The following is a 25,795-nucleotide window of genomic DNA, read 5'->3' on the forward strand; positions in this document are numbered from 1 at the left end:
TCTCGATGATCGCGGCCTTTTTCGTGTCCGGAGTTATACGGGGTCGCGCACCTTCATTCGCCCGTTTATACAGGGCGCCATGTCCGCGTTCCTGCTGTTCCTGATCTTCGCCGCCACCGTCACCGCGATGGAGGGCTTTGCCTATGTCATGCACCGCTGGGTGATGCATGGGCCGGGCTGGTTCCTGCACGCCAGCCATCATCGTCCCCGCAACGGAATGTGGGAAGCGAACGACCTCTATTTCGTGATCTTCGCGCTCCCCTCGATCCTGCTGCTGCTGGGGGGCGTGCAATGGGGCTGGGGCGATTGGGCGACAGCCTGCGGCGCGGGGATCGCGGCTTACGGCCTCATCTATCTCGGCTTTCACGACATCCTCGTCCATCAGCGGATCAATCACCGGCATGTCTCCCGCTCGCCCTATATGAAGCGGATCGTTCAGGCACATCGGCTGCATCATGCGGTCGAAACGCGCGAGGGCTGCATCAGCTTCGGCTTCCTGGTCGCCCCGCGGCCGGAGGAGCTCAAAAGGCAACTGGCGCAAGGGAATCGGCGGAAGGGCGTGCGGAAGGCACGCGGGCTCATGGAAGCAGAGTGACCAATCGGTTCATTTCTGGCCCATTGGCAGCGACGGCGGCAAGCTGAATGGCACGCATCGGCCTGCTGGGCGGCTCTTTCAATCCGGCGCATGGCGGCCATCGCGCAATCTCGCTGTTCGCTGCGAAGGCGCTGCGGCTGGACGAAGTCTGGTGGCTGGTCTCGCCGGGTAATCCGCTCAAGCCCCGTGCTGGCATGGCGTCCCTCCCCGCGCGCCTCGCCCATGCCCGCCATGTCGCTAGAGGCGCGCCGATTCGGTCCACCGCGATCGAGCAAGCGCTGGGCACCCGATACACCGTCGATTCGCTTAAGATGATCAGGCACCGCTTCCCCCGCAATCAGTTTATCTGGCTGATGGGCGCGGACAATCTGGCCCAGTTCGGCCAGTGGAAAGATTGGCGCGGCATCGCGCGACAGATGCCCATTGCCGTAATCGCCCGGCCCGGCTATGATGGAGTTGCCCGTGGCTCTGGGGCCATGGCCTGGCTGCGGCGTTTCGTCCGGCCCGCGCGCCAGAGTGCAGACTGGACGGATTGGAGACCGCCGGCGCTTGTGCTTTTGCGCTTTCGCCCTGATCCAAGATCGGCGACCCTGCTGCGGCAGGCGAAACCCCTCTGGCATCGCGAATATGAACATGCACGCGTGCGCGATCCGCTCACGCGCCGGTTGATTGTCTAGAATGGAGCATTTTTGACCAGACCACATCCTGCCAACGACCCGGCTGATGCCGACAGCGTTGCCGCCCTGCACGACCTTGTCCTGAAATCGCTCGACGATGACCAGGCGCAGGAAACCATCTCCATCCCGCTTGAAGGCAAGAGCAGCATTGCCGACCATATGGTGATCGCCAGCGGGCGTTCATCGCGTCAGGTCGCGTCGATGGCGCAGAAGCTTGCCGAGCGCATCAAGCAGGCCACCGGCCGCTCCGCGCGCGTGGAGGGACTGCCGGTCGCTGACTGGGTGCTGATCGATGCGGGCGACGTGATCGTCCACCTGTTCCGGCCCGAAGTACGCAGCTTCTACAATCTGGAACGGATGTGGGGCTTTGTCGACTCGCCGGTAGCTGGCACGGCCTGAAGGCTTCTGCTGCATCGGCTTCGTGTCGCCAATGCATGCAGACCTTCGACAAGCGTGCACTGACCCGTTAGGAGCGTGAGCCATGCTCCTCCACATCATCGCGCGCGGCAAGATCGGACGTTCGGCCGAAGCGGAACTGGTCGAACGTTACGTGAAGCGGCTGACCATGCCGCACAGGATCACCGAACTGCCCGACCGTGGCGGCAAGCTGCCGCCCGCTCCGACTGGCACGATCACCGTGATGCTGGACGAGAAAGGCCGCCAGCTCAGCTCAATGGACTTCGCCAAGCGGCTCGAAGGCTGGCGAGACCAGGGCGCGCGCGAATGCCGCTTCCTGATCGGCGCGGCGGACGGCTTCGACGACGAAGCCCGCGCGGGGGCCGACCTGCTGATCGCCTTTGGCGCGATGACCTGGCCACACATGATGGCTCGCGCCATGCTGGCCGAACAATTGTGGCGCGCCTGTTCCATCCTTTCGGGCCACCCCTATCATCGCGAAGGCTGATGCCGCCACCGCTCGACATGGATGGGCGTTTGCGCCTAGTCAGATATCGCCGGTCGCCAGCAGGACCGGCAGGGGGCAAGGGGTGAAAAGGTCAACAGCCTTCGCGGCGATCATCGGCGGCGTAGCGGTCATCGCCGCCGCGCGCCTGGCGGCGGCTCCTCAAGCGGGCATCATCCTGGGCGGCACCGGCGAAACCAGCCTGCGTCAGGAACAGGCTGCGCTGAAGGCGGCCCGCATCCAGTCCGAACAAGCGCGCGAACGCTCCCAGCGGTTGGAACAGCAGGCAACGGCCGCGCGGGACGAAGCCGAACAGGCGCGCCGCCGCGCCGCCGCCATGGCTGCCCGTATCCAGCAGGCCGAGGCCGACATTCAAGCGGCCCAAGCACGTATCGCTATCATAGCCCGCATGCAGCGTTCGCAAGCAGCACGGCTGGCGGCCAAGCAGGAGCCGGTTGTCCGTTTGACCGCCGCCCTTCAGATGATGGCGCGGCGGCCTTTGGCCCTGGCGCTGGTGCAGCCGGGGTCGCTGAGCGATGCCGTCCACATGCGCGCCGTGCTGGGACAGATATTGCCCGTCATTCAGGAGCGCACAACTGGCTTGCGCGCTGAACTGGAGCGCAGCCGCGCTTTGCGTGAGACCGCCGAGCAGGCCGCCGCTTCACTCGCACAAAGCCAAGCCGACCTCCGCAATAGCCAAGCCGCTTTACGCACGTTGGAAACGCAAAAGCGGCTGGCGGCGAGGGACTATCGCTCCAACGCCAATCTGGAGAGTGACCGCGCTCTCGCCCTGGGCGAAAGAGCCCGCGACATTGTCGATCTGATGGATCGCCTCCAGGCCGCAGGCGATTTACGGGAGGAACTGGCAGCGCTCCCCGGCGCGCTGCTCAGGCCAGCGCGCCCCGACCTCGCTATGGCGCCTGCACAGGCAAGGCAGCGCAGTGCGGGCGGACCTCCACCCTATCGCTTGCCGGTGATGGGTCAGCTGGTCACCGGCATGGGTGAATTGTCGGAAAGCGGCGTCCGGTCGCGGGGTCTCACCATCGTCACCCAGTCGGGCGCGCTCGCCGTCGCACCTACGGCGGGGCGCGTCGTCTTCGCAGGACCTTATCGCGGCTACGGCCAGATCATGATCCTCGATCATGGCGGCGGCTGGACCACATTGATCACCGGATTGCATCGGCTTTCCGCCGCCGTGGGCGATGATGTGCGACAGGGTGATCCGCTGGGCAACGCCGGAAGCGGGCATCCGACCATCACGATCGAACTGCGTCGCAATGGCCGTCCGGTCGACATCGTGCCGTTGGTCGGGCTAGGCTGAAAGCGTTCGGACGCGCCGCTGATTAGTATCGGGCGCAAAAGTGTTGCGCAGTGCGCGCTAGCGCCGCCAGCGCGCCCAGATGGCCGTTGGCAGTTCCAGCCCTCTTGCTTCCTCCCGCACGGCCAATTCGCCCGCTTCGACCGTGCCCGGAAGGTCGGCAAAGGCCTGCTTCAGCAATTCCCCGATCGCCAGCGCGGACATGCGGACGGCATAAACGGTCAGGAACAGGAAGCGGCTGTCGGCATCCAGCAGACGGCGGCAATCCGCGATCAGCCGAGGCAGATCCTCTTCCAGCCTCCAGATTTCACCGTCCGGCCCACGGCCATATTTAGGCGGGTCAAGCAATATGCCGTCATAGCGCCGCTCTCGCCGGACCTCGCGAGCGACGAACTTGGCCGCATCGTCAACGATCCAGCGAACGGGGCGGTCTTCCATCCCCGATGCGGCGGCATTAGCCCGCGCCTGCGCCACCGACTTCTTCGACGCATCGACATGCACCATCTGCGCGCCGGTAGCCGACATCGCCAATGTCCCGACGCCGGTATAGCCGAACAGGTTCATGATCTGCGGCTGCTCCAGCCCGGCCGTCTGCTCGCGCATCCAGTTCCACACCGGCGCCATATCGGGAAAGAAGCCGAGATGCCGGAAAGGCGTGCAACTCGCCTGAAACGTCACCTCGTTCCAGCTGAGCGGCCAACCTTCAGCGGGCACCGGGCGATCATAGAACCAGCGCCCGCCGCCCTCTTCATCCGACCCCGGCACGAATTCGCCATCGGCCTGCCAGTCGGCACTCGCGGGCGCCCACATCGCCTGCGGCTCGGGTCGGATGAAACGATAACGGCCATAGCGTTCCAGCTTGCGGCCATGACCCGAATCGAGCAGGCCATAATCGGCCCACGGCTCACCGATGAGCGTGTCGAGCTTCATGCTCGCGGCGTAGCGCGCTCCGCGACATAGGCGGTGATCGCCTCAAAGGTCGCGGGCAGCTTGGCATAGGCTTCCTCTCGGGCGAACAGGTCACCCATGCGGGCAGGCAGAGGCGGACGAAGCCCGGTGGCGCGCTCCACGGCCTCGCGGAACTTGGCTGGATGCGCCGTCGCCAGCGTGACGATCGGCACGCCTGCCTCAACCTCCATCTCGCGCGCGGCGGCAAGGCCCACGGCGGTATGGGGGTCGATGACCTGACCCGCTCCATCAAAGGCCCAACGAATCGCCATGTTCATTGCATCGCCATCGACGCGCGCCGAAGCGAACAGCTTAGCCGCGCCAGCCCGCTGCGCATTGGTGAGCCGCATCGCCCGGCTGGTCTCGAAACCCTTCATCTGCTCAGCCAGCGCCGGACCGCCACGGCCACCTGCATCGAACAGCAGTCGTTCGAAATTCGAACTGATCTGGATATCCATGCTGGGAGTGGAAGTCTGAACGACCTGGCCCTGGCTATAGTCACCATCCGCCAGCGCACGGTGCAGAATGTCATTGACGTTGGTCGCGACCATCAGCTTCGCAACGGGAAGCCCCATCTGCGCCGCGACATAACCAGCGAACACGTCGCCGAAATTGCCGGTCGGCACTGAAAAGGCAATTTGCCGCTCGGGCGCGCCCAGTCTTACGGCGGCGTAGAAATAATAGACCACCTGCGCCATCAGCCGCGCCCAGTTGATGCTGTTCACCGCCGACAGATTGAACTTCTTCGAAAAGACAGGGTCGTTGAACATCGCCTTCACGAGTGCCTGCGCGTCGTCGAAGCTGCCCTCAATCGCGATATTATGGACGTTGGGCGCGCGCACCGTGGTCATCTGGCGCCGTTGCACGTCGGACACGCGGCCTTCCGGGTGCAGCATGAAGATGTCGATCTTCTCGCGCCCTGCAACGGCGTCGATCGCCGCCGACCCCGTATCGCCTGAAGTCGCACCGACGATCGTCAGATGATCATCACGGCGGGACAGGAACCGCTCGAACAGCTGCCCCAGCAATTGCAGCGCGACATCTTTGAACGCCAGGGTCGGGCCATGGAAAAGTTCGAGCAACCAATGCTGGTGGTCCAGCTGAACCAGCGGCGTCACCGCGTTGTGGCTGAACCGGCCATAGGCGGCAGTGCACAGCTCGCGCAGTTCATCTTCACTGAGCGAGCCCGCGACATAGGGGGCCATGACGCGGACGGCGGTTTCCACATAGGAAAGCCCGGCGAGCGCGCGTATGTCCGCCTCCGAAAAGCGCGGCCAGCTTTCCGGAACATAAAGGCCGCCGTCGGACGCCAGCCCTGCCAGCGTCACATCCTCGAAACCCAGCGCAGGCGCGCTTCCCCTGGTGCTCACATATTGCATGATGGGGAAGCGCGGTAACGAGGCTGGAGCGTTGGAGCAAGCCTTTACGACGGATCGGCCGATGGAGGCATCCGCTTGCGAAGCGCAAGAACGTAGATAACCACGGCCACCGCCGCGAAGAAGAACCACTGGATGGCATAAGCGAGGTGATTGTTCGGAACGTCGTTGACGCTCGGCGGGGCGACCGGTTTCAACCCTTCCGGCGCGCGCTCCGCGATCAACATCGGCCGCAGCGGAAGGACATTGGCCGTGAACCGCGACAACAACGTCCGGTGATCAGGCTCTTCGGATATCCAGCCGGTGACTTGGCCGCCTTTCCAATTTGGCCTCAGGTCCGGCTGCTTGGCGACGCCCAAGGCAACGAGCGCTCCAGGCCCTTCTGCTCCGGTGGCGCATTGCGCGATATAGCGGTAGCCGACCGACCCATCGGCGGCCCGTCCCGCTTCCGTCTGCCAGCCGACGACATTCAGGCAATGAATGGAAGAGCGCCGGAACAGCAGCACGGGCGGAACAGGTGGCATTTGCGGGAAGCTGACAGTCGGCTTGGCTGGATTGGCCGACGCAAGGGCCAGCATCGCCTCCTTCTCGCCGCGGCGCTGCAACTGCCAGATGCCAAGGGCGATCATGACCAGCACGGCGCCTGCCACGATAATGCTGGCAAAAAGGGGGACGCGACGCGCGGTCATAGCTTGACCGCCGACGATATGGTCGCCCCGGTCAACGCGGACGGGCCGAGTTGCCGGCAGGCAGGCACGGCACTCGCATTCGGCAGCCGAACGCCGGGCAGAGAGAGGCTGGACGGCTGGAGAAGCACTGGTGTGGAAAGAAGCATAACGACAGGCATAATTATCTTCCGCCCAAAAGAAAACGGCCGGTTGTTACCGGCCGTTTGCTTGATGGATAAGACGCAGTCCTTAGCCGCCGTGCATCGGAGCGCCCCAGCCGCCCCACACATAGATGGCGACGAACAGGAACAGCCAGACGACGTCGACAAAGTGCCAGTACCAGGCAGCGGCCTCAAAACCGAAATGCTGGCGGGGAGTGAAGTGCCCCTTATAGACGCGGACCAGATTGACGATCAGGAAGATCGTACCGATCAGAACGTGGAAGCCGTGGAAGCCCGTCGCCATGTAGAAGGCCGAGCTGTAGGGGCTGCCGCCGAACGGGAACGGCGCATGCATATATTCATAGGCCTGGATCGAAGAGAAGAGCAGGCCGAGGATCACCGTCAACCACAGGCCGGTTTTCAGACTCTCACGATCTCCATGAATGAGCGCGTGGTGCGCCCAGGTGACGGTCGTGCCCGAGCAGAGCAGGATCAGCGTGTTGAGCAGCGGCAGCTCAAACGCGTTCATCACCTCGATACCCTTGGACGGGAACAACCCTTCGATCGGAGCAAGCTGGCTCGGGAAGAGCGAGAAGTCGAAGAACGCCCAGAACCAGCCGACAAAGAACATGACTTCCGAAGCAATGAACAGGATCATCCCATAGCGCAGATGCAATTGCACCACCGGCGTATGGTCACCGGCATGCGCCTCTGCGATCACGTTCGCCCACCAGCTATACATGGTGAACAGCACGCCCGCGACGCCGATCAGGAATACCCAGCCACCGCCGGCAGGCATGGCATCAGGGTGCATCCACATGATCGCGCCGAGCGCCATTACCAGCGCCGACATGGACCCGAATAGCGGCCAGATGCTGGGCGGTAGAATATGATAATCGTGCTGCTTGGCGCCTGCCATGACGTACTCTTCCCTGTTCGCGTTCGCGTTATCGTGGATTGCCTTAGCTCGGCTTCTTGTCCTGCTCAACAGGATAGAAGGTGTAACTTAGCGTAATTTGCTGAGTGTCCCTATTGTCGGGATCATTCAGTATCTTGGGATCAACATAATAAATCACCGGCATGCGGACCTGCTCGCCCGGCTGCAATGTCTGCTGGGTGAAGCAGAAACACTGAATCTTGGTGAAGTAGGCGCCAGACTGGATCGGCGTCACGTTGAAGCTGGCCGTGCCCGTAACAGGCTTATCCGACATGTTCTTCGCGATGAAGATCGCCATGTCGCGCGCGCCAACGGTCACCGTATCCGTCCGATGTTCAGGATAGAATTGCCAGGGCATGCCAGGTTGAACGTTGGAATCGAACCGGATCGACATTGTATGGCCGATCGCAGGCTGCAACTTGACGTCAGCAGCAGCGCGCTGCGTCGTGCCGCCATATCCCGTCTGCTGGCAGAAAATCCGGTAGAGTGGGACCGATGCGAAACCCAGCCCAAGCATAGCCAATCCTACCCCCGTCATAGTGATGAGGGTGCGGCGGTTCCGGCGATCCCGATCAAAAGGCGACGGTGGCAAGCTGGCCATTACTGACCCGCGCCAATCTTCACGATCGTGATCGCGTAAAAGAGAATGACGAGCGCCCCGAGCAACAGCCCAGTGACAATGGCGCGCGACTTCTGCCGACTGCGTACCTGCTTTTCCTCCTCAGGCGTCATGCCAGCAACCAACGATCAATGACAACCGCTCCGAACAGAAGGAAAAGATAGAGGATCGAATATTTGAACAGTCGGCGTTCGGGACCCATGCGGCTGGGATCCATTTCACGGCGCCGGTAGACCTGAAAGGCGAAGATCACGAACAGGCCCGTACCGAACAAGGCAGTTACGCCGTAAATCAGACCGGTAAGGCGAAGCAGAATGGGTGCCATCGCTGCGGCGGCCATGATCGCGGTGTAGAACCATATCTGACGGCGCGTAGCAACTTCACCTGATACGACGGGCAGCATCGGAATGTTTGCCGCAGCATAGTCGGTCTTCACGAACAGCGCGAGTGCCCAGAAATGCGGCGGCGTCCAGAAGAAGGTGAGCATGAAAAGCGCCACCGGGAGGGCGCCGACGTCACCTGTGACTGCAGCCCAGCCAATAACGGGAGGAAAGGCCCCCGCAGCACCGCCAATGACGATGTTCTGTGTTGTCCGGGGCTTGAGCCAAATAGTGTAAATGAAAACATAGAAAAGAATCGACACCGCCAGGATGGCAGAGGCGAGCCAGTTCGTCGCCACGCCCATCAGCAGGACCGAGAAGAAGGAAAGGCCGACGCCGAAATGGAGGGCCGACTGCCGGTCCATCCGGCCAGCGGGCAGTGGACGGTTGGCGGTCCGCTTCATCTTTGCGTCAATATCCGCCTCATACCATTGGTTGAGCGCTGCGGCTGCGCCAGCGCCCAACGCTATGCACAGGATGGCCGTGAAGGCGAGTACGGGATGGATTTGACCAGGCGCCGCGAGCAGCCCGCAAAGACCGGTGAAGACAACCAATGTCATCACGCGCGGCTTGGTCAGCGCGACAAAGTCGCGCCAGTGTGCGGGAATCGTGGAAGCGGCGCTCCCGGTCATGAACGGCGAACTTGCCATATGCTCCTCATGCGGCAGCCCGGCACCATCACAGGCGCCGGCGCTGCTAACTGCGGGTCCGCGATATTCGTCGCCACCCGGCATCCCGCTGGATGCATTCTTTTCGCCGATCGTCAGTCGATGACCGGCAATGTTTCGAACTGGTGGAATGGCGGCGGGCTGGGCAGCGTCCATTCCAGGGTCGTCGCGCCTTCGCCCCACGGATTGCCTTCTGCCTTCTTGCCGAAAGCAAGCGACCAGAAGACGTTCACGAAGAAGATCAACACGCCCACGGCCATGATCTCATATCCATGGCTGGCCACGCTGTTCCAGTAGGCAAAGGCTTCTGGATAATCGGGGTAGCGGCGGGGCATGCCCGACAGGCCGAGGAAGTGCATGGGGAAGAACAGCAGGTTCACGCCCACGAAGAACACCCAGAAGTGCAGGTGGCCGAGGAATTCGCTGTACATGCGGCCCGACATCTTCGGGAACCAATAGTAGAAGCCCGCGAAGAGACCGAAAACGGCGCCCAGCGACAACACATAATGGAAGTGGGCAACAACATAATAGGTGTCGTGCAGCACGTCATCGACGCCGCCATTTGCCAGGACCACGCCGGTAACACCACCCACGGTGAACAGGAAGATGAAGCCCAGCGCCCAGACCATGGGGGTCTTGTAGCTGATCGAACCGCCCCAAATCGTCGCGATCCACGAGAAGATCTTGATGCCGGTGGGAACGGCAATGACCATCGTCGCGGCCGTGAAGTACATCTTCACGTTCACCGACATGCCGGTGGTGAACATATGGTGCGCCCAGACGACGAACCCGACGACGCCAATCGCGACCATGGCATATGCCATGCCGAGGTAGCCGAACACCGGCTTACGGCTGAAGGTCGAGATGATCTGGCTGACGATACCAAAACCAGGCAGGATCATGATGTACACTTCGGGGTGCCCAAAGAACCAGAAAAGATGCTGGTAAAGCTCCGGATCGCCACCCCCGGCGGCATCGTAGAAAGTGGTGCCGAAGTTACGATCGGTCAGCAGCATTGTGATAGCGGCCGCCAGAACCGGCAGCGCGAGCAGCAGGAGGAAGGCGGTGACCAAAACCGACCATACGAACAACGGCATCTTGTGCAGGGTCATACCCGGCGCGCGCATGTTCAGGATGGTAGTGATGAAGTTGACGGCGCCCAGAATGGAGCTGGCGCCCGCGATGTGGAGCGACAGGATAGCCATATCCACAGCTGGCCCCGCAGAACCGCTGGTCGAGAGCGGAGCATAGACCGTCCAGCCCGTGCCCGCGCCATTACCCGTACCACCAGGAACGAATGTCGAACCGAGCAGCAGAGAAAAAGCGGGGATCAGCAACCAGAAGCTGATATTGTTCATGCGCGGGAAGGCCATGTCCGGCGCACCAATCATGATCGGCACGAACCAGTTGCCAAAGCCGCCGATGATCGCAGGCATGACCATGAAAAAGACCATGATCAGACCGTGCGCGGTGATCAGCACGTTCCAGAGGTGATAGGCCTGGTCCATCGTGGCCGAAGGACCATCAGTCATCTGGGCCCAAGTGTGGAGATACTGAATGCCGGGCTGCGCAAGCTCAGCACGCATCAGACCCGAAATTGCGCCACCGATCACGCCGGCGAGGATCGCGAAGATCAGATAGAGAGTGCCGATGTCCTTGTGGTTCGTCGACATGAACCAGCGCTGGAAGAAGGCTGGCTTGTGATCGGCGTCATGATGATCATGAGCATGATCGCCGTGATGATCTGCAGTAATCGTGGTCATGGCGTTATGCCCTTACATCAAAGCTTTTCGGCGGGAGCGGCGGCAGGCGCTGCGGGAGCGGCAGCCGTAGCTGCTGCGTCAGCGCCCCTAAGCTTGCCGCCCTGCGAGAGAACCCACTGGTCAAACTGGGCAGGAGGCAGCGCCTCGATCGCGATCGGCATGAACCCGTGACGCGCGCCGCACAGTTCAGAACACTGCCCGTAATAGACGCCCGGCTTCTCAATGGTGAAGGTCTTCTCATTGAGACGGCCAGGAACAGCGTCCATCTTCACCCAGAGCGACGGCACCGCAAAGGCGTGGATCACGTCAGCACCGGTGATGATCAGCTTGATCGGGCGGCCAGCAGGAAGAACCATGCGGTTGTCAGGCGCGAGCAGATAAGGCTCGCCATTCGCCTCGGCCTTTTCCCTGGGAAGCATGTTCGAGACATATTCAGGAATGCCGTTGTCGGGATATTCATAACCCCAATACCACTGGTAGCCGGTGACCTTCACGGTCAGCGCATCCTTGGGCGCGGGCTTGTACTGGTCAGCCAGCAGGCCGATCGAGGGCACCGCGATAACAAGGAGGATCACCACCGGAACCACGGTCCAAATCACTTCGATCAGCGTATTGTGCGATGTCTTCGACGGCACCGGATTGGCGCTGCGGCGGAAGCGGATCATCACATAGAGCATCAGGAGGGCCACGAAGACCGAAATGATCGTGATGAGCGGCAGAAGCAGCACGTCATGCAACCAGCGAGCGGTATGACCCGTGGGGGTGAACTGTTCCTGCAGTGTGATCTCGCCGGGGCGCGGCATGCCGATGCCTTCGGTCGGCTTCATGCGGGGCGGCGCGGCAACCTTGGCCGCAGGCGCAGCCTCGGCAGCGGCCGCATTGGCGCCCGAGTCGGCCGGTGCGGCGGCATTGCCCGCAGCGGCGGCTGCGACGGCGGCATTGTCCTGCGCCAGCGCCTGACTGTTCAACACCGCAGCTGGCGCAAAGGCCAGCAACCCGGCGAGAACGAGCGATTTCACCATTTTCATAAGCGTCTTCTTACCCCGTAACCCCTTGGCGCCGCTGCAACGAAGGCGCGCGCATGCGCATCCCCCTCCGCCCGGTCGGTCTGCCGCGGCTTATAGGCATGGTTTTTTCCTGCCTCAAGCGGGCAGGAGCAGATTTTCTTCGCTGTTGCAACGCCCCGGTCGTCCGCCTATCTCGCACCTCGCGCGCAGGGGCGCGTTCATGGGCATTACCCATGTTAGAAATTGATGTGCAGATGGCCCCGAAAATAGGCCTGGGCATGTACTGATGGATCGAAGAACCGGATGACCGACGAGGAAGTACTGGCAGAATTCAGGGCCGCAGGAGCGCTGCTGGAGGGACATTTCATTCTGTCCTCGGGCCGCCGTAGCGCCAATTACCTGCAATGCGCGCGGGTATTGATGAACGCCGAACGCGCAGGCGGCCTCGCGCGCGCAGTCGTGCAGAAGCTGCCCCGCGAACTGCGGCAGGACATCGACCTTGTCGTCTCGCCCGCCATGGGCGGCCTTATCATCGGCCATGAAGTCGGGCGCGCGCTCGACAAGGATGCCGTATTCCTGGAACGGCCCGAGGGAAAATTCGAGCTGCGGCGCGGCTTCGCCATAACGCCCGGCCAAAAAGTGCTGATGGTCGAAGACGTCGTTACGACCGGGCTGTCGTCGCGCCAAGCGATCGAAGCGGTGGAGGCCGAAGGCGGCATCGTTGTCGCCGAGGTGGCGCTGGTCGACCGATCCGCAGGAGAAGTGGATCTGGGCGTCCCCTTCTACCCGCTCGTCAGCATCAATTTCCCTGTATATGAAGCAGATGATGTCCCGCCGGAACTAGCGGCCATCCCCGCCATCAAACCTGGAAGCCGGAAACAATAGGCATCATGCAGCAAACTCCCGCCCACCTGCGCCTGGGTGTCAACATCGACCATGTTGCCACCATCCGGAATGCGCGGGGGGGAGAACATCCTGATCCCGTCAAGGCGGCGTTGCTGGCCGTGAAGGCGGGGGCCGATGGCATCACCGCGCACCTGCGCGAGGATCGGCGGCACATCCGGGACGAGGATATCGCCACGCTGATGGCGGCTCTTAAGGTTCCGCTGAACCTTGAAATGGCCGCAACGCGGGAGATGCTGGACATTGCGTTGAAGCATCGCCCGCACGCGGCATGCATCGTGCCTGAAAAGCGCGAGGAGCGGACGACCGAGGGCGGTCTGGATGCCGCCGGGCAGATCGAGGCGCTGCGACCGATCGTCGGCGCGCTGGGGGACGCGGGGATTCGCGTCAGCCTTTTCATCGAACCTGATCCGGCGCAAATCGAGGCAGCGATGCGCCTAGGCGCGCCGGTGGTGGAGTTTCACACTGGGCGCTATGCGCATATTTCCGGCTCAGCGCGCGCTGAAGAGTTGCGGCGCATCTCCGATGCTGCTGCGCTTGCGGCCAAAAATGGTATCGAACCCCATGCTGGTCATGGCCTCACTTTCGACAATGTAGGCCCGGTGGCGGCAATTCCGCAGGTGGCCGAACTCAACATCGGCCACTTCCTGATTGGCGAGGCCATTTTCAGCGGGTTGGAAAGCAGCATCCGCGAAATGCGGCGGCAGATGGACCTGGCGCGTTGATCATCGGCCTCGGCTCCGACCTATGCAACATCGAGCGGATCCAAAATTCGCTCGATCGCTTTGGCGAGCGGTTCGAGCAGCGCGTTTTCACCGAAGTCGAACGCGCCAAGGCAAACCGCCGACCGTTCACCAAGGCCGGGACGCTCGCCAAGCGTTTCGCCGCCAAGGAAGCCTTTTCCAAAGCAGTGGGGACGGGCTTTAATCGTGGCGTGTTCATGAAGGACATCGGCGTCGTCAATCGCCCCGGCGGCGCACCGACGCTCGAGCTGACCGGCGGCGCGCTCGCACAGCTTCAAACAATGCTGCCCGATGGACACAAGGCGGTCATTCACGTCACGCTAACCGATGATCATCCATGGGCGCAGGCATTCGTCATCCTTGAGGCCCAGCCCCAGTGACCACGGCACCACCAGCATCCGAGAAGCCATCCATGACGGCAGCCGACATGAGCGAGAACGACCCGCTTTCCACAGAAGAACCGGCGGCGGCACCGCCAGCGCGGACAGACAAGAGTGCGATCGACTGGTGGCATGAGGTGAAGAGCATCGCGCTTCTGATTCTGGCGGTCCTGGCCTTTCACAGCTTCGTCGCCAAACCTTTCTACATCCCGAGCGAGTCCATGATGCCGGTGCTGCTGAAGGGCGACCGGCTGGTGGTCAGCAAATTCCCTTATGGCTGGTCCTATGTTTCGCCCAGTTTCCACCCCCTGCCCTTTCTGAAGGGTCGCATTTTCGGCCGCCTGCCCGAGCGTGGCGATATCGTCATCGTGTCGCCGCATAACCGGCGGGAAGACTATATCAAGCGGGTGATCGGCCTGCCGGGCGACATCATCGAGGTCCGGGGCGGACAGGTCATCCTGAACGGCACCGCTGTTCCCCAGAAGGCAATCAAGCCGGTCCTGATCCCGATCGATGGCAACGCCCCCTGTTCCCCCACCCAGTTCCCCGGCGCCCGCATCACGGGGGCAGACGGGCGGGAATATTGTCAGTTGCCTGTCCGGCAGGAGATTCTACCGAACGGCAAAAGCTATGTGACGATCGACATGGGGCCGAGCGCGCTGGATTGGTATGGTCCGGTGCGCGTTCCACGCGACCATGTCTTCCTGATGGGTGACAACAGGGACAATAGCGCCGACAGCCGCGCGCCGCTTGAGGAGAACGGCCTTGGAGGACCTGTCCCTTGGGAAGCGATTGGCGGACGGGCGGAGTTCATTACTTTTTCGCTCGACGGCAATTCCAGCTGGAATCCCGGGACCTGGATTCACGCGCTGCGTAGTGGCCGGGCGGGGAACAGCTTACGCCCGGAAAGCGTTCCACCCCCGAAATAATACATCTGCAAAGGGGCTGGTGATTGAGCGGGAAACACGTCCACATTGAGCAACCGGGTCCGAGTGAACTGCGCAACCCGCTCGTTCAGCATGAGATAAAACGCGCGGGCGTGTGGATCGCCATGGCGGTTGCCGTCGCACTGCTGACCTTGCTCGCGCAACCGATCATGCTCATCCTTGGAGCGCTGGTCCTGACCAGCATGATGGACGGCGGCACGCGGCTACTCGGCCGTGTCTTACCCATCGGCCGAGGCTGGCGCCTTACGATCGTGCTCCTCTCCGCCCTGCTGTTCCTGGCTTATACATTCTACCTGACAGGCGCGAGTTTGGCCGCGCAGGCGCAGGCCATGCGCACCATCGTGGAGACTCAGGTCACCCGCATCGGTGGCTGGATGCAGCAAATGGGCGTGACGACGACACCCAATGATTTCAAGAGCCTGGCGACGCAGGCTTTCAATTCAATCGGTCGGGTCACTGCGGCGGTCGGCACCGTCATGGGCGCCGTGACCAGCGGCGTAATGATGCTGGTGCTGGCGATTTTCATTGCGGTGGAGCCGCGTCTCTATGAGCGCGGCGTCGCTTGGATGCTCCCCATGAGCAGCCGCCTGAGCTTCTACAATGTCATCGACAGGATGGGGTGGACACTGCGGCGTTTGATGTTCGGTCGACTGATTGGCATGGCGGTCGAGGGCGTTGGAACTTGGCTGCTGCTGCTCGCGGGGGGTGTCCCAATGGCTGGCCTGCTGGGAATCCTGACCGGGCTGTTTGCTTTTCTGCCGAACATCGGGTCGATCATATCGGGCGTATTGATCGTGCTCGTCGGATTTTCGGCGGGGGTGGACGCCGGGATCTACGCCTTTTTCGTGTATCTAGTAGTGCAGATCGTCGATGGTTACCTGATCGTTCCCATGGTGGCGAAGCGGGCAACCGACCTTGCCCCCGCGCTGGTCCTGGCCGCGCAGATATTGTTCGGCGCGCTGTTTGGAATAATGGGCCTGTTCCTGGCCGACCCGATCGTGGCGATGATCAAGGTCTATCTGGAGGAACGGTCCAAGGCGATGAACGATGGTCCCGAATCAAAGGGGATCGTCGTCACCGAATAAAAAAAGGGTCCGAAAACCGGACCCTTCTATTCTTTACATTTCGGCGATGCGATCAGCGGCCGGGAAGCGGCGGAGGAGCCGCGCCCTGCTGCATCATCTGCTGCATCCGCATGATGTCTGCCTTCGATTTGAAATCGTGCAGTTGAACATCGAAGACCAGCACGGAATTGGCGGGGATAGGTCCAGCCGCCTGCTCACCATAGCCGAGCTGCGGCGGGATCCAGAGACGGTACTTGCCGCCCTTCTTCATCTTTTGCAGACCTTCGGAAAAGCCCGGCACAACGCCATCGACCGGCATCGCGGTCTGGGCATTTTCGTCGAAGACAGTGCCGTCGAGCAAAGTGCCCTTATATCCAACCAGCGCCACGTCCGCTGCGGTGGGGCTGGGGCCAGTGCCCTCTTCCAGAACCTTGTACTGGAGGCCCGATTCGGTCGTGACTACACCTTCCTCCCCGGCATTGCGGGCGAGGTAGCTGGCAGGCGAAGGCTCGACCCCGCGCTGCCCGGCCCAGGCCAAGCCACCCGCGGCGATCGCCACGGCGGCAACACCGATCCAGAGACGCGTCAGCGACCCCTTGGCGATGGGACGAAGGGGAACAGCGGTCGTGGACATGGACCTAAGCCTCGCGATGCGGATGATCAGCAGAAAGAGGCGGAGAACCGCCGCCCCTTAAAAACGAACGTCTTAACGAACGCCGTCACGCTCAGCGCGCTTGCGCTCCAGCTTGCGCGCGCGGCGAACCGCAGCGGCCTTTTCGCGGGCGCGCTTTTCCGAGGGCTTTTCGTAGTGACGGCGCAGCTTCATCTCGCGATACACGCCCTCACGCTGCAGCTTCTTCTTGAGCGCGCGCAGGGCCTGGTCGACATTGTTGTCGCGAACGATGATTTGCATAATCCAGTCAAACTCCAGTCGAAAACGGGCGGTTCGTCAGGAAAAAAACCCTTCCCGACGGGCCTACCGAAAGTAATAGCGATGAGTCGTCGCAGGGCAGCCTGCGCCGTGTGGGGCGCGCCCTACCAGCAGAGTCGGCCAAATTCAACCCCAAAGCCGTTTCGCTCGACAGCAGCGCCGCCGGGGAGGATAGTTACGGCGACAGGGTATAGGAGGACCACCATGGCAACCGCCGCTTCCGCTGATGACATGCCCATCGAAGAATGGAAAGCGCGCCAGCAACTTGCTGCATGCTACCGCATATTTGACCACATGGGATGGTCAGAACTTATCTACAATCATATCACGCTGCGCGTGCCCGGCGACGACAGCGCGTTCCTGATCAACCCGTTCGGCTTGCTTTATTCCGAGGTGACGGCGTCCAACCTCGTCAAGATCGACATTGACGGGCACATATTGGACGGCAGTCCCTATCCAGTGAACCGCGCCGGTTTTACCCAGCACAGCGTCTTCCACCGCCACCTACCCGACGCCCACTGCGTCATCCATTCACACACGACCGCCGCCATGGCGGTCAGCGCGACACAGGAGGGGCTGCGTCCCACCAATTTCTATGCCGCCGCCTTTGCCGGGCGAATCGCCTATCACGATTTTGAAGGCATCACCCTGCGCCCCGAAGAAGGCGAGAGGCTGATCGCCAATCTCGGCGACCGGCGGCTAATGATGCTGCGCAACCACGGTACGTTGGTCATGGCGGACACCCTTCCCAAGGCATTCCTCATGCATTGGATGCTTCAGCGCGCCTGCGAGATACAGGTAGCGACGGGTTCGGCAGGCACCCCTGTCGACATTCCGGACGAAGTGATTGCCGTACATCAACGCGATATCAGCGGCGTGCAGTTGCCGACTGGGCCGGGCGTTCCTGATTTTGAGGCAATGGTTCGGTTGATCGATCGGATCGATCCAGGATGGAAAAACTGATGTCCGACTGAACGCGATTCGCAATCTGGATCAAGGACAAGCGGAGAAAAAGAACATACCATGAACTTATGACTGCCCTTTCCATTCCGCAGAAGCTGAAAATCCTCGCCGACGCGGCCAAATATGATGCATCATGCGCATCCTCCGGAACGAAGAAGCGCGATAGCCTGTCAGGGCAGAAGGGCGGCTTGGGTTCGACCGAAGGCATGGGCATCTGCCATGCCTACGCACCTGACGGACGATGCATATCGCTGCTCAAGATTTTGCTGACGAACAGTTGTATCTTTGATTGCCATTATTGCATCAATCGCCGGTCGAGCGACGTTCGCCGGGCGCGCTTCACTGTGGGCGAAGTGGTCGAACTGACGCTGAGCTTTTACCGGCGCAATTATATCGAGGGACTTTTCCTGTCCTCCGGGATCATACGATCGCCCGATTATACGATGGAACAGCTGGTGGGCGTTGCCCGAGCGTTGCGGGAAGAGCATGACTTTCGCGGTTATATTCATCTCAAGACGATCCCTGATGCCGATCCGGAACTGACGTATCAGGCCGGTCTTTTGGCTGACCGGCTGTCGATCAATGTCGAGATGCCGACCGAGCAGGGGCTTCGGCGACTGGCGCCCGAAAAGGATGGAACACGGATCGAAGGCGCGATGAACGGGCTGCGCACAGCCATCGAAGATACGCGCGATGCGAGAAAGCGCTACCGCCACGCGCCGCGATTTGCCCCTGCGGGACAATCCACGCAGATGATCATAGGGGCCGACGAAGCAGATGACCGGGCCATCATCCGGCGTGCGCGATCTCTATATGACCGCCATGCTCTACGGCGCGTCTATTACAGCGCCTTTTCGCCTATTCCCTCGCCGAGCAGCGTCCTTCCGTTAAAGCGTCCTCCACTGCTGCGCGAACACCGCCTGTATCAGTCGGACTGGATGATGCGCTTTTATGGCTTTTCAGTGGATGATCTTGATCAAGCGACCGACCCCGCAACGGGGCATTTGCCTCTCGACATTGATCCCAAGCTGGCCTGGGCCTTGCGACACCGGGCCATATTCCCGGTAGATGTGAACCACGCGCCGCGTGAGATGTTGCTGCGCGTGCCGGGCCTGGGCGTAAAGGCCGTCGATCGCATATTGGCGAGCCGCAGGGTCCGCCGCCTTCGGCTGGACGATGTCGCGCGCGTGACAAATTCGATTGCCAAGCTGCGGCCCTTTTTGGTCGCCAGCGATTGGAGGCCGGTTCACCTCACCGACAAGGCAGACCTTCAACGGCAGCTCACCCCTCCCCCTTCGCAACTGGAGCTTTTCGACTGACGACAGGTTTTCCTTATTGATAAGTGCGGCACTTCGTGATTTCTTGAGATTCAATAAAAGTCGAGGGGAAGGCGCTGGTGGCAACGGCATTCAACAATGATTCCGCACGATCTCATGGTGGGCGGTATGCCAAGCGCATGAGCAGCCATCTGGCTATTGCGCTTGTTGTTTTTTGCCTTCTTCAAATTGGCATCGTCGCCAGGATGGGCGGCTCGCTGGTGCTACACCTCGCCCTGATCATCGCAATCGGCGGCTTTGCAATGGTGGCGAGGGACATGGAACGCCGGTGGGAATTACTGGATGAGAGCGGCCTGTCGATGTCGAGCCTGGACCTCCGCTTTCGCAGGGATGTCGCGCAGGTCTGGCTGACGAGCATCGCCAGCAGCCTGCTGTGGATACCGGTTGCCATCATCTTCCGCTTCCTGTTCGGCTGAACCAGCGGACCCAAAGCTCTTCGCCTTTCGTTGTGTCCTCTAAATCAAGAGGAGCACATCATGGCCAATGCCACGATTTTCGACAAACTGAAGCAAGATCATGACGCCCATCGCCAGCTGTTTGAGAAAATGGCTGACGCGAAGGACGATAATGATCGGCTGGAGAAGCTGTTCGAGCAGTTCCGTGTGGAAGTCACCGCACATGCGGCGGCGGAGGAAGAAACGCTATATGCAACGATGCTCGCCCGTCCCGACCTGCGCGAAGATGCACAGCATAGTGTAGCCGAGCATAAGGAAATCGACGATTATCTGGAGGAGCTGCAGGAGCAGCCCTTCAACGGCCCTGAATGGCGGGAAACCTTCGCCAACCTGAAGAAGCGTTATCTCCACCATATCGAGGAGGAGGAAGAGGAGATGTTTCCCGATGCGGCTGCGGAGTTGACGGATGAAGAGGAACTGAAACTCGCCGCCACCTTTGCCCGGCGCAAGCCCGCCGAATTGGAGCGAGCGGAATCGTCGGATTGATCTCTCATGTATCAGGTGCTGCTGAGCAGGCCGGATGATTTCGACGGGTGGCGCAATGCCGCCCGTCGCTTCGCTTTGGCTGCTGTGCCTGCTCACGATATTGATTGGCGGGTCGAAGGAGAAGGCGGGTCGATGCTGGCCTTCGATCCGCCGCCTCCGGAAGATGGCGGCGGAGCATTTTCAGTGCCGCGCGCCTTTCTGGACTTGGCCGAGAGCGTAATACTGCATCAGGATGAAGAGCGCTTCGCCTTGCTCTACGCCCTTTTGATCGAAGTGCGACAAAGCCCCGCACGCCTGGACGATAAAGCCGATCCCCTGGTCCGCCGTGTCGAGATGCTGGCAAAAGCAGTTCGGCGCGACATGCATAAGATGCGCGCTTTTGTCCGATTCCGCGAAATGCAGGATGATGACGGAGCCCGTTTCATCGCCTGGTTCGAGCCTGATCATCATATCGTCCGCGCGAATGCCGGGTTTTTCGTGCGGCGTTTCGCATCGATGCGCTGGTCGATCCTGACGCCCGAACTCAGTCTCCATTGGAATGGCGAAAGGTTGGAAGAAAGTCCCGGCGCTTCAAAGACAGATGCGCCGGGCGGCGACCCGGTCGAGGAAATCTGGAAAAGCTATTATGCTGCAACATTCAACCCCGCCCGGCTCAAGCAGCGAGCCATGCTGTCCGAGATGCCCAAGAAATACTGGCGCAACCTGCCGGAGGCGGCGCTCATCCCCGACCTTGTTGCCGGGGCGCAGGCACGGGAAGCAGCCATGATCGCCACTCCTCCTAAAGCCCCTGCCCGCGCCAGCAACGCGACTGCTGCCTGGACCAGATTGCGCGAGGAGGCGATAGGCTGCACCCGCTGCCCCCTTTATCGCGACGCCACCCAGACTGTGTTTGGCGAAGGCCCCATTGATGCGCCCCTGGTTCTCGTGGGGGAACAGCCGGGCGATCAGGAAGATATTGCCGGGCGCCCCTTCGTAGGCCCGGCGGGCCAGTTGCTCGACCAGGCATTAGAGGAAGCCCGGATCGATCGCGCGAGCGTCTATGTCACGAACGCCGTCAAGCATTTCAAGCATGAGCGGCGGGGCAAGAGGCGCATCCACCAGACGCCTGACACACCCGAGATTGCTGCCTGCCGCTGGTGGCTGGATCAGGAATTGGACCTCGTTCGCCCGCGCGTCGTCGTCGCTCTGGGCGCAACTGCCGCGCGCGCCATATTGGGCAAGGCCGTGACGATCAGCCGCACGCGAGGCGCGCCGATTCCACTGGAAAACAGCACCGAAGCTTGGGTGACCGTGCATCCGAGTTTCCTGCTGCGCATACCCGATGAAGCACGGAAGGCGGCCGAGCGAGCGCGCTTTGTCGCAGATTTGCGAGAGATAGGAGAGCGGGTAAGGACGTTAAGCCGATGATCATTGCTTGACCGACGATCCTGCCCCGGCAACATCGCGGATGTTCATACCGGAGGATTTTAGCGCTTCATGTCCATCGCCTATCTCAATGGCCAGTTCCTGCCGCTCGCCGAAGCGCGGGTCTCGGTGCTGGATCGCGGCTTTCTGTTCGCCGAGGCCGTTTACGAGGTGACGGCCGTCCTTGATGGCAGACTGATCGACAGCGCGTCGCACTTGGTGCGTCTTGAACGTTCGGCGGCCGCGATAGGGCTTAGCCTTCCCGTCTCCCTTGCAGAGATTGAAGCGGTGCAGAAGGCATTGGCGGCGCGCAATGATCTCGAAGAGGGCTTGATCTATCTGCAACTGACGCGGGGCGCTGACGCAGGGCGCGACTTCCTGCCATCATCGGCTTTGCAGCCAACGCTTGTGATGTTCACACACGCCAAGCGCTTTCTCGATTCTCCCGCTGTGCAGAACGGCATCGCGGTTGTCACGACACCCGACCTGCGGTGGGCGCGGCGCGACATCAAGAGTGTCGGTCTGCTGGCTCAAGCGATGGCAAAACAGATCGCGGCCGAGGCCGGGGCACAGGAAGCCTGGATGGTGGAAGACGGCTTCATAACCGAAGGCGCCTCTTCCACGGCCTTTCTGGTCACGGATGAAGGCATCATCACCCGCCCTTATTCACAAGCTGTGCTTGCCGGATGCACCGGCACTGCACTCACTGCGCTGGCCGAAGAATGCGGCCTAAATATTGTCCATCGCCCCTTTTCCGTGGCGGAAGCCAAGGAAGCCCGCGAAGCCTTCATCACCAGTGCATCGACACTCTGCCAAGCGGTCGTGCGTATCGACGGGACCAAGATCGGCGATGGCACCCCCGGCCCGGTCGCCACCCGGCTACGCCAGCTCTACATCGATTTCGCACGCCGGACGGCGGTCTGAAGCGACAACCTGGGATAACAACATCCATTTTGGATGGGTTGCCTCTTCTCCATCGCCTCCCGCCATTTCGGCGAAAAGCCAAACCATTTTGGCGACAGCGAGGGCCGAACGTCGTGAATTCGGGTGGGTCAGCAGGATTATCGGTCAATAAAGGGAAGCTGGCATGTCCGATCCGGAGGAAAGAGCAGGCACGCCGCCGCAATATTGCGATAGGTTCGGAACAAAGCAGGGACAGGAGTAACAGGTGGAAATGGATCGCCCCCGGACTGAATTTGGATCCAGCAGCGAGGAAATCTATGGGATAAGAGACCCTCGCGCGGGACTCCTCATTCTGGCGGACGACGTCTTTCTGGACGATGTCGCAGGATTGGCAAAGGCCGCCCAGTTCCGGCTCCTCGATATCGTGCCGCTGGATCAGGCGATGCTGCGGCTCGACATGCAGGTGGGGTGCGACGTCATCCTGCTCTTCTGCACAAACCCGTCCGCATTGCTCGAGCGATTGCTGGTGCAGGTGGAGACGCTGGCGGTTCAGAATGACATGTCGGTCATCTTGGTTGCCGGTCTCGACACAATCGATCTTGCCTTCGCCTGCATGCGGAGCGACCGCACGCAACTGCTCTGCACGCCGGATCACACCGACCTCGCCGCCGCTTTGCTGACTGCCGGGGGAACGACGCCGCAGCGCACGGTTCATGAGGTCAATCAGGAAAGCGAGGGCGTCCGCCTGCAACAGCTGAGCGAAGAGGTCAGCCGCCTTGCGCGGACGCTGGAGGCGCTGACATCGCGACCGCGCCACGCGACCCCCTCCTTCGCATTGGGGCCTCGCATATCCGATCGGGCAAGCGATTATATCGGCATGCCCACCGTCGAGCCGATGGGTGGTCAGCCAACCGCCGCCGACGAAGCAGCACTGGGTGCCGCGCAGGTACGGGACATGCTGCGCGCGCGGCGGCTGCGCGAGGATTTCCTGCCTGGAGAACTGTTTGCGGATCCCGCATGGGACATGCTGCTGGATCTGCTGGCGGCGCGTCTGGAGCAGGAGCGCGTGTCCGTTTCCAGCCTATGCATCGCGTCGGCAGTGCCGCCCACCACAGCACTGCGCTGGATTCGAACGCTGACAGACAAGGGCATCGTTCATCGGCAGGCCGATCCGCATGATGGCCGCCGTGTGTTCATCGCCCTTGCGGAAGAGACGGCCCAAGCCCTTACACGCTGGTTCATGGCCAGCCGCCGTTTTCTTTGCGCGTGACAAGGTCGTCATCAACGCTTGACCCGCGCGCTGATTGGCCTAGATAGGCGCGCTCCGGCTGCACCGGCATGGATGCGGTATCGGGCGATTAGCTCAGTTGGTAGAGCGTCTCGTTTACACCGAGAATGTCGGCGGTTCGAGCCCGTCATCGCCCACCATCCCTTATGCTGCCAGAAAGCCGTGCCGGATATTGCGGTGCGATGGCGCCGCTGCTAATCGACGCCATCATGATACAGCCGCCTGAAATTCTTCGAGTCACCAAAGCCCGCGTCTCATGCGACGGGTCAGGCGACATTCCCGCCGCTCTGGGTCACCCGCGCGTGTTCCTGGAGATTGACGAACATGGCTATGTCGATTGCGGTTATTGTGACAAGCGCTTCGTCCTGATTGGCGGTCCTGCGGATACACCGGAAGTTGCGGGCCTGCCTGACATCTCGTCCGGCGCGAGCATCTAAAGAAGCGCCCTTCGAATTTGATTGGGCTTGGGCTGTGTCGCTCCTATATCAGGCGGCATGACCAGCATCGTTTCCCAGTTCACTGACGCGCGCGGCCTTCTCTACCGGCCGGGCTTGCTTGATCCCGATGGCGCGCAGCGACTGACGGCGCAGGCGCTCACCAATTGTGATGATGGCGAGCTCTATCTGCAATATCGCGCCAGCGAGAGTTTCGGGTTCGACGATGGAAGGCTGAAGACTGCCGACTATTCGACCGATGCAGGCTTTGGCTTGCGCGGCGTGTCGGGCGAGATGACGGGCTTTGCCCATGCCAACGATATCAGCGAAGCAGCGATTCGCCGGGCGGCCGAAACGCTGACCTTGTTGGACCCGGCCATGGGCCAGCCCGCTCCGCCGCCGCAGCGGACCAACCGGCATCTTTATACAGACGCCAACCCTCTGGACATCGTCCCGTTCGCCGAAAAGGTGACGCTGTGCGCTGCCATTGATGCGGCGGCGCGAGCTCGTGATCCCCGCGTCGCGCAGGTTTCGGTCAGTCTGGCCGGGAGCTGGTCGGTTGTGGAAATCGTCCGTGCCGATGGCTTTACCGCTACCGACGTCCGGCCGCTGGTGCGGCTGAATGTCTCCCTGATTCTTGAAGAAAATGGCCGCCGCGAAACCGGCAGCTTCGGTATTGGCGGACGCTATCTCTACGATCAGGTGATGGATTCCGCGATATGGAACCGGGCCATCGACGAGGCACTGGCACAAGCGAGAGTGAACATGCGATCCGTCGCTGCGCCTGCGGGCGAAATGACGGTGCTGCTGGGGCCGGGCTGGCCGGGCGTACTGGTGCATGAGGCGATCGGCCATGGCCTTGAGGGTGATTTCAACCGTAAGGGCACCAGCGCCTTTTCCGGCCGGATCGGCGAGCGCGTTGCGGCTCCCGGCGTCACGGTGGTGGATGACGGATCGATCCTCAGCCGCCGTGGATCGCTCTCGATCGATGACGAAGGCACGCCCACACGAGAGAATGTCCTTATCGAGGATGGCATCCTTAAAGGCTATATGCAGGATCGCCTCAACGCCCGGCTTATGGGCGTGGAACCCACGGGCAACGGGCGTCGCGAAAGCTATGCCCATGCGCCGATGCCGCGCATGACCAACACGTTCATCAAAGACGGCCATGATGATCCTGAGGAATTGCTGTCCCGCATGGGTTCCGGCATTTTCGCCAAGAGCTTTGGCGGAGGTCAGGTCGATATCGTCTCAGGCAAATTCGTCTTTTCCTGCACCGAGGCCTACAAGGTCGAGAATGGAAAGCTGGGCGACCCAATCAAGGGGGCAACGTTAATAGGGGACGGGCCAACGGCGCTAACCAAGGTGGTCGGCATCGGCAATGACTGGGCTCTGGATGAGGGCGTCGGCATGTGCGGTAAGGGTGGACAGAGCGTTCCAGCGGGCGTCGGGCAGCCGACGCTGCTGATCGAAGGGCTGACGGTTGGCGGCACGGCGACCTGACATCCTCGCGCCGTGGGCTGCGGAACCTGCGGCCCA

The 25,795-nt window shown here is 61.5% G+C and carries 30 protein-coding genes and 1 tRNA gene; 20 read left to right on the forward strand and 11 right to left on the reverse strand.

The genetic code is table 11. The features are described from left to right. The first annotated feature begins 79 nt into the window (after window positions 1-79). The 5 genes from ACZ5ZH_RS09775 (at window position 80) to ACZ5ZH_RS09795 (ending at window position 3,494) form a co-directional block, all read left to right on the forward strand. On the forward strand, window positions 80-595 hold the full coding sequence (locus tag ACZ5ZH_RS09775; RefSeq protein WP_464771383.1) for a sterol desaturase family protein: 516 nt from the start codon (window positions 80-82) through the stop codon (window positions 593-595). A 47-nt stretch (window positions 596-642) separates the two neighbouring features. After that, window positions 643-1,272, forward strand: a complete 630-nt coding sequence (locus ACZ5ZH_RS09780; RefSeq protein WP_464771384.1) for a nicotinate-nucleotide adenylyltransferase — start codon at window positions 643-645, stop codon at window positions 1,270-1,272. Between the two features lie 12 nt (window positions 1,273-1,284). Further along, complete coding sequence (rsfS, locus tag ACZ5ZH_RS09785; protein WP_464771385.1) at window positions 1,285-1,671, forward strand: ribosome silencing factor; 387 nt, start codon at window positions 1,285-1,287, stop codon at window positions 1,669-1,671. Window positions 1,672-1,753: 82 nt separating this feature from the next. Beyond that, window positions 1,754-2,176, forward strand: coding sequence for a 23S rRNA (pseudouridine(1915)-N(3))-methyltransferase RlmH (locus ACZ5ZH_RS09790; protein ID WP_196224688.1), 423 nt, complete (start codon window positions 1,754-1,756; stop codon window positions 2,174-2,176). An 82-nt stretch (window positions 2,177-2,258) separates the two neighbouring features. Further along, window positions 2,259-3,494, forward strand: coding sequence for a murein hydrolase activator EnvC family protein (locus tag ACZ5ZH_RS09795; RefSeq protein ID WP_464771386.1), 1,236 nt, complete (start codon window positions 2,259-2,261; stop codon window positions 3,492-3,494). 57 nt (window positions 3,495-3,551) lie between these two features. On the opposite strand, the gene ACZ5ZH_RS09800 is transcribed toward ACZ5ZH_RS09795, so the two are convergent. From ACZ5ZH_RS09800 to coxB, 9 genes are all read right to left on the reverse strand, one after another. Continuing rightward, on the reverse strand, window positions 3,552-4,421 hold the full coding sequence (locus ACZ5ZH_RS09800; RefSeq protein WP_464771387.1) for a class I SAM-dependent methyltransferase: 870 nt from the start codon (window positions 4,419-4,421) through the stop codon (window positions 3,552-3,554). Further along, window positions 4,418-5,818, reverse strand: a complete 1,401-nt coding sequence (thrC, locus tag ACZ5ZH_RS09805) for a threonine synthase (protein ID WP_460986868.1) — start codon at window positions 5,816-5,818, stop codon at window positions 4,418-4,420. The genes ACZ5ZH_RS09800 and thrC overlap by 4 nt, the downstream gene beginning before the upstream one ends. A 44-nt stretch (window positions 5,819-5,862) precedes the next feature. Further along, a complete protein-coding gene (locus ACZ5ZH_RS09810) occupies window positions 5,863-6,504 on the reverse strand; it encodes an SURF1 family protein (RefSeq protein ID WP_460986869.1) in 642 nt (213 codons plus the stop codon). 228 nt (window positions 6,505-6,732) lie between these two features. Further along, window positions 6,733-7,563, reverse strand: coding sequence for a cytochrome c oxidase subunit 3 (locus ACZ5ZH_RS09815; RefSeq protein ID WP_449474314.1), 831 nt, complete (start codon window positions 7,561-7,563; stop codon window positions 6,733-6,735). A 43-nt stretch (window positions 7,564-7,606) separates the two neighbouring features. Further along, window positions 7,607-8,182 carry a cytochrome c oxidase assembly protein gene (locus ACZ5ZH_RS09820; RefSeq protein WP_449474315.1) on the reverse strand — a complete coding sequence of 192 codons (576 nt, stop codon included), beginning with the start codon at window positions 8,180-8,182 and terminating at the stop codon, window positions 7,607-7,609. After that, window positions 8,182-8,313 (reverse strand): hypothetical protein, encoded by a 132-nt coding sequence (locus ACZ5ZH_RS09825; RefSeq protein WP_268934763.1) that lies wholly within the window; start codon window positions 8,311-8,313, stop codon window positions 8,182-8,184. The genes ACZ5ZH_RS09820 and ACZ5ZH_RS09825 overlap by 1 nt, the downstream gene beginning before the upstream one ends. Then, the gene (locus tag ACZ5ZH_RS09830; protein WP_460988124.1) at window positions 8,310-9,230 is read right to left on the reverse strand and encodes a heme o synthase; all 921 of its coding nucleotides are present in this window, start codon (window positions 9,228-9,230) and stop codon (window positions 8,310-8,312) included. The genes ACZ5ZH_RS09825 and ACZ5ZH_RS09830 overlap by 4 nt, the downstream gene beginning before the upstream one ends. A 113-nt stretch (window positions 9,231-9,343) precedes the next feature. After that, window positions 9,344-11,011, reverse strand: coding sequence for a cytochrome c oxidase subunit I (gene ctaD / locus ACZ5ZH_RS09835; protein ID WP_196224696.1), 1,668 nt, complete (start codon window positions 11,009-11,011; stop codon window positions 9,344-9,346). A 17-nt stretch (window positions 11,012-11,028) separates the two neighbouring features. Then, window positions 11,029-12,039: a cytochrome c oxidase subunit II gene (gene coxB, locus ACZ5ZH_RS09840; RefSeq protein WP_449474317.1), complete on the reverse strand. Its 1,011-nt coding sequence runs from the start codon at window positions 12,037-12,039 to the stop codon at window positions 11,029-11,031. Between the two features lie 282 nt (window positions 12,040-12,321). Here coxB and pyrE point away from each other — a divergent pair, with 282 nt between their 5' ends. The 5 genes from pyrE to ACZ5ZH_RS09865 are packed head-to-tail and all read left to right on the forward strand — an operon-like array spanning window position 12,322 to window position 16,076. Continuing rightward, a complete protein-coding gene (gene pyrE, locus ACZ5ZH_RS09845; RefSeq protein ID WP_449474318.1) occupies window positions 12,322-12,903 on the forward strand; it encodes an orotate phosphoribosyltransferase in 582 nt (193 codons plus the stop codon). A gap of 5 nt (window positions 12,904-12,908) precedes the next feature. After that, on the forward strand, window positions 12,909-13,646 hold the full coding sequence (locus ACZ5ZH_RS09850; RefSeq protein ID WP_464771388.1) for a pyridoxine 5'-phosphate synthase: 738 nt from the start codon (window positions 12,909-12,911) through the stop codon (window positions 13,644-13,646). Next, the gene (gene acpS / locus ACZ5ZH_RS09855) at window positions 13,643-14,044 is read left to right on the forward strand and encodes a holo-ACP synthase (protein WP_196224700.1); all 402 of its coding nucleotides are present in this window, start codon (window positions 13,643-13,645) and stop codon (window positions 14,042-14,044) included. Before ACZ5ZH_RS09850 ends, acpS begins: the two co-directional genes overlap by 4 nt. A 32-nt stretch (window positions 14,045-14,076) precedes the next feature. Further along, window positions 14,077-14,973 (forward strand): signal peptidase I, encoded by an 897-nt coding sequence (gene lepB / locus ACZ5ZH_RS09860; protein WP_464771389.1) that lies wholly within the window; start codon window positions 14,077-14,079, stop codon window positions 14,971-14,973. A gap of 23 nt (window positions 14,974-14,996) precedes the next feature. Then, the gene (locus tag ACZ5ZH_RS09865; RefSeq protein ID WP_460986872.1) at window positions 14,997-16,076 is read left to right on the forward strand and encodes an AI-2E family transporter; all 1,080 of its coding nucleotides are present in this window, start codon (window positions 14,997-14,999) and stop codon (window positions 16,074-16,076) included. A gap of 52 nt (window positions 16,077-16,128) precedes the next feature. Here ACZ5ZH_RS09865 and ACZ5ZH_RS09870 read toward each other — a convergent pair whose 3' ends face one another. Beyond that, window positions 16,129-16,689: an FKBP-type peptidyl-prolyl cis-trans isomerase gene (locus tag ACZ5ZH_RS09870; protein ID WP_449474321.1), complete on the reverse strand. Its 561-nt coding sequence runs from the start codon at window positions 16,687-16,689 to the stop codon at window positions 16,129-16,131. Between the two features lie 72 nt (window positions 16,690-16,761). Beyond that, window positions 16,762-16,968, reverse strand: coding sequence for a 30S ribosomal protein S21 (gene rpsU / locus ACZ5ZH_RS09875; RefSeq protein WP_004208618.1), 207 nt, complete (start codon window positions 16,966-16,968; stop codon window positions 16,762-16,764). A 222-nt stretch (window positions 16,969-17,190) separates the two neighbouring features. On the opposite strand from rpsU, the gene ACZ5ZH_RS09880 reads away from it, so the two are divergent. The 10 genes from ACZ5ZH_RS09880 to tldD all read left to right on the forward strand — a co-directional run bounded on the left by ACZ5ZH_RS09880 (window position 17,191) and on the right by tldD (window position 25,759). Continuing rightward, window positions 17,191-17,949 (forward strand): class II aldolase/adducin family protein, encoded by a 759-nt coding sequence (locus tag ACZ5ZH_RS09880; protein WP_460986873.1) that lies wholly within the window; start codon window positions 17,191-17,193, stop codon window positions 17,947-17,949. A 68-nt stretch (window positions 17,950-18,017) separates the two neighbouring features. After that, window positions 18,018-19,268, forward strand: coding sequence for a putative DNA modification/repair radical SAM protein (locus ACZ5ZH_RS09885; RefSeq protein ID WP_460986874.1), 1,251 nt, complete (start codon window positions 18,018-18,020; stop codon window positions 19,266-19,268). Between the two features lie 77 nt (window positions 19,269-19,345). Continuing rightward, window positions 19,346-19,702 (forward strand): hypothetical protein, encoded by a 357-nt coding sequence (locus ACZ5ZH_RS09890; protein WP_460986875.1) that lies wholly within the window; start codon window positions 19,346-19,348, stop codon window positions 19,700-19,702. Between the two features lie 60 nt (window positions 19,703-19,762). Then, window positions 19,763-20,227 carry a hemerythrin domain-containing protein gene (locus ACZ5ZH_RS09895; protein ID WP_464771390.1) on the forward strand — a complete coding sequence of 155 codons (465 nt, stop codon included), beginning with the start codon at window positions 19,763-19,765 and terminating at the stop codon, window positions 20,225-20,227. A gap of 6 nt (window positions 20,228-20,233) precedes the next feature. Continuing rightward, window positions 20,234-21,634 carry a UdgX family uracil-DNA binding protein gene (locus ACZ5ZH_RS09900; protein WP_464771391.1) on the forward strand — a complete coding sequence of 467 codons (1,401 nt, stop codon included), beginning with the start codon at window positions 20,234-20,236 and terminating at the stop codon, window positions 21,632-21,634. A 69-nt stretch (window positions 21,635-21,703) separates the two neighbouring features. Next, window positions 21,704-22,555 carry a D-amino-acid transaminase gene (locus ACZ5ZH_RS09905; protein WP_464771392.1) on the forward strand — a complete coding sequence of 284 codons (852 nt, stop codon included), beginning with the start codon at window positions 21,704-21,706 and terminating at the stop codon, window positions 22,553-22,555. Window positions 22,556-22,805: 250 nt separating this feature from the next. Next, on the forward strand, window positions 22,806-23,804 hold the full coding sequence (locus ACZ5ZH_RS09910) for a MarR family transcriptional regulator (RefSeq protein ID WP_464771393.1): 999 nt from the start codon (window positions 22,806-22,808) through the stop codon (window positions 23,802-23,804). An 82-nt stretch (window positions 23,805-23,886) separates the two neighbouring features. Then, window positions 23,887-23,962: transfer RNA gene (locus ACZ5ZH_RS09915), tRNA-Val, on the forward strand. A 69-nt stretch (window positions 23,963-24,031) separates the two neighbouring features. After that, on the forward strand, window positions 24,032-24,259 hold the full coding sequence (locus tag ACZ5ZH_RS09920) for a zinc-finger domain-containing protein (RefSeq protein WP_196226624.1): 228 nt from the start codon (window positions 24,032-24,034) through the stop codon (window positions 24,257-24,259). Window positions 24,260-24,316: 57 nt separating this feature from the next. Then, entirely contained in the window at window positions 24,317-25,759 is a 1,443-nt protein-coding gene (gene tldD / locus ACZ5ZH_RS09925) for a metalloprotease TldD (RefSeq protein WP_464771394.1), read from the forward strand. Window positions 25,760-25,795: the final 36 nt, after the last annotated feature.

This window comes from Sphingobium sp. TomMM7A, from assembly GCF_055397305.1.

Coding starts and splice junctions, on each gene's coding strand:
- ACZ5ZH_RS09880 (WP_460986873.1), top strand. CDS start 17,191: ATGGCAACCGCCGCTTCCGCTGATGACATGCCCATCGAAGAATGGAAA.
- ACZ5ZH_RS09920 (WP_196226624.1), top strand. CDS start 24,032: ATGATACAGCCGCCTGAAATTCTTCGAGTCACCAAAGCCCGCGTCTCA.
- ACZ5ZH_RS09810 (WP_460986869.1), bottom strand. CDS start 6,504: ATGACCGCGCGTCGCGTCCCCCTTTTTGCCAGCATTATCGTGGCAGGC.
- ACZ5ZH_RS09775 (WP_464771383.1), top strand. CDS start 80: ATGTCCGCGTTCCTGCTGTTCCTGATCTTCGCCGCCACCGTCACCGCG.
- ACZ5ZH_RS09900 (WP_464771391.1), top strand. CDS start 20,234: ATGTATCAGGTGCTGCTGAGCAGGCCGGATGATTTCGACGGGTGGCGC.
- pyrE (WP_449474318.1), top strand. CDS start 12,322: ATGACCGACGAGGAAGTACTGGCAGAATTCAGGGCCGCAGGAGCGCTG.
- lepB (WP_464771389.1), top strand. CDS start 14,077: ATGACGGCAGCCGACATGAGCGAGAACGACCCGCTTTCCACAGAAGAA.
- ACZ5ZH_RS09905 (WP_464771392.1), top strand. CDS start 21,704: ATGTCCATCGCCTATCTCAATGGCCAGTTCCTGCCGCTCGCCGAAGCG.
- ACZ5ZH_RS09815 (WP_449474314.1), bottom strand. CDS start 7,563: ATGGCAGGCGCCAAGCAGCACGATTATCATATTCTACCGCCCAGCATC.
- ctaD (WP_196224696.1), bottom strand. CDS start 11,011: ATGACCACGATTACTGCAGATCATCACGGCGATCATGCTCATGATCAT.
- ACZ5ZH_RS09910 (WP_464771393.1), top strand. CDS start 22,806: ATGGATCGCCCCCGGACTGAATTTGGATCCAGCAGCGAGGAAATCTAT.
- ACZ5ZH_RS09870 (WP_449474321.1), bottom strand. CDS start 16,689: ATGTCCACGACCGCTGTTCCCCTTCGTCCCATCGCCAAGGGGTCGCTG.
- tldD (WP_464771394.1), top strand. CDS start 24,317: ATGACCAGCATCGTTTCCCAGTTCACTGACGCGCGCGGCCTTCTCTAC.
- ACZ5ZH_RS09800 (WP_464771387.1), bottom strand. CDS start 4,421: ATGAAGCTCGACACGCTCATCGGTGAGCCGTGGGCCGATTATGGCCTG.
- ACZ5ZH_RS09850 (WP_464771388.1), top strand. CDS start 12,909: ATGCAGCAAACTCCCGCCCACCTGCGCCTGGGTGTCAACATCGACCAT.
- ACZ5ZH_RS09780 (WP_464771384.1), top strand. CDS start 643: ATGGCACGCATCGGCCTGCTGGGCGGCTCTTTCAATCCGGCGCATGGC.
- ACZ5ZH_RS09830 (WP_460988124.1), bottom strand. CDS start 9,230: ATGGCAAGTTCGCCGTTCATGACCGGGAGCGCCGCTTCCACGATTCCC.
- ACZ5ZH_RS09885 (WP_460986874.1), top strand. CDS start 18,018: ATGACTGCCCTTTCCATTCCGCAGAAGCTGAAAATCCTCGCCGACGCG.
- coxB (WP_449474317.1), bottom strand. CDS start 12,039: ATGAAAATGGTGAAATCGCTCGTTCTCGCCGGGTTGCTGGCCTTTGCG.
- rpsU (WP_004208618.1), bottom strand. CDS start 16,968: ATGCAAATCATCGTTCGCGACAACAATGTCGACCAGGCCCTGCGCGCG.
- ACZ5ZH_RS09790 (WP_196224688.1), top strand. CDS start 1,754: ATGCTCCTCCACATCATCGCGCGCGGCAAGATCGGACGTTCGGCCGAA.
- ACZ5ZH_RS09825 (WP_268934763.1), bottom strand. CDS start 8,313: ATGACGCCTGAGGAGGAAAAGCAGGTACGCAGTCGGCAGAAGTCGCGC.
- ACZ5ZH_RS09820 (WP_449474315.1), bottom strand. CDS start 8,182: ATGGCCAGCTTGCCACCGTCGCCTTTTGATCGGGATCGCCGGAACCGC.
- ACZ5ZH_RS09895 (WP_464771390.1), top strand. CDS start 19,763: ATGGCCAATGCCACGATTTTCGACAAACTGAAGCAAGATCATGACGCC.
- thrC (WP_460986868.1), bottom strand. CDS start 5,818: ATGCAATATGTGAGCACCAGGGGAAGCGCGCCTGCGCTGGGTTTCGAG.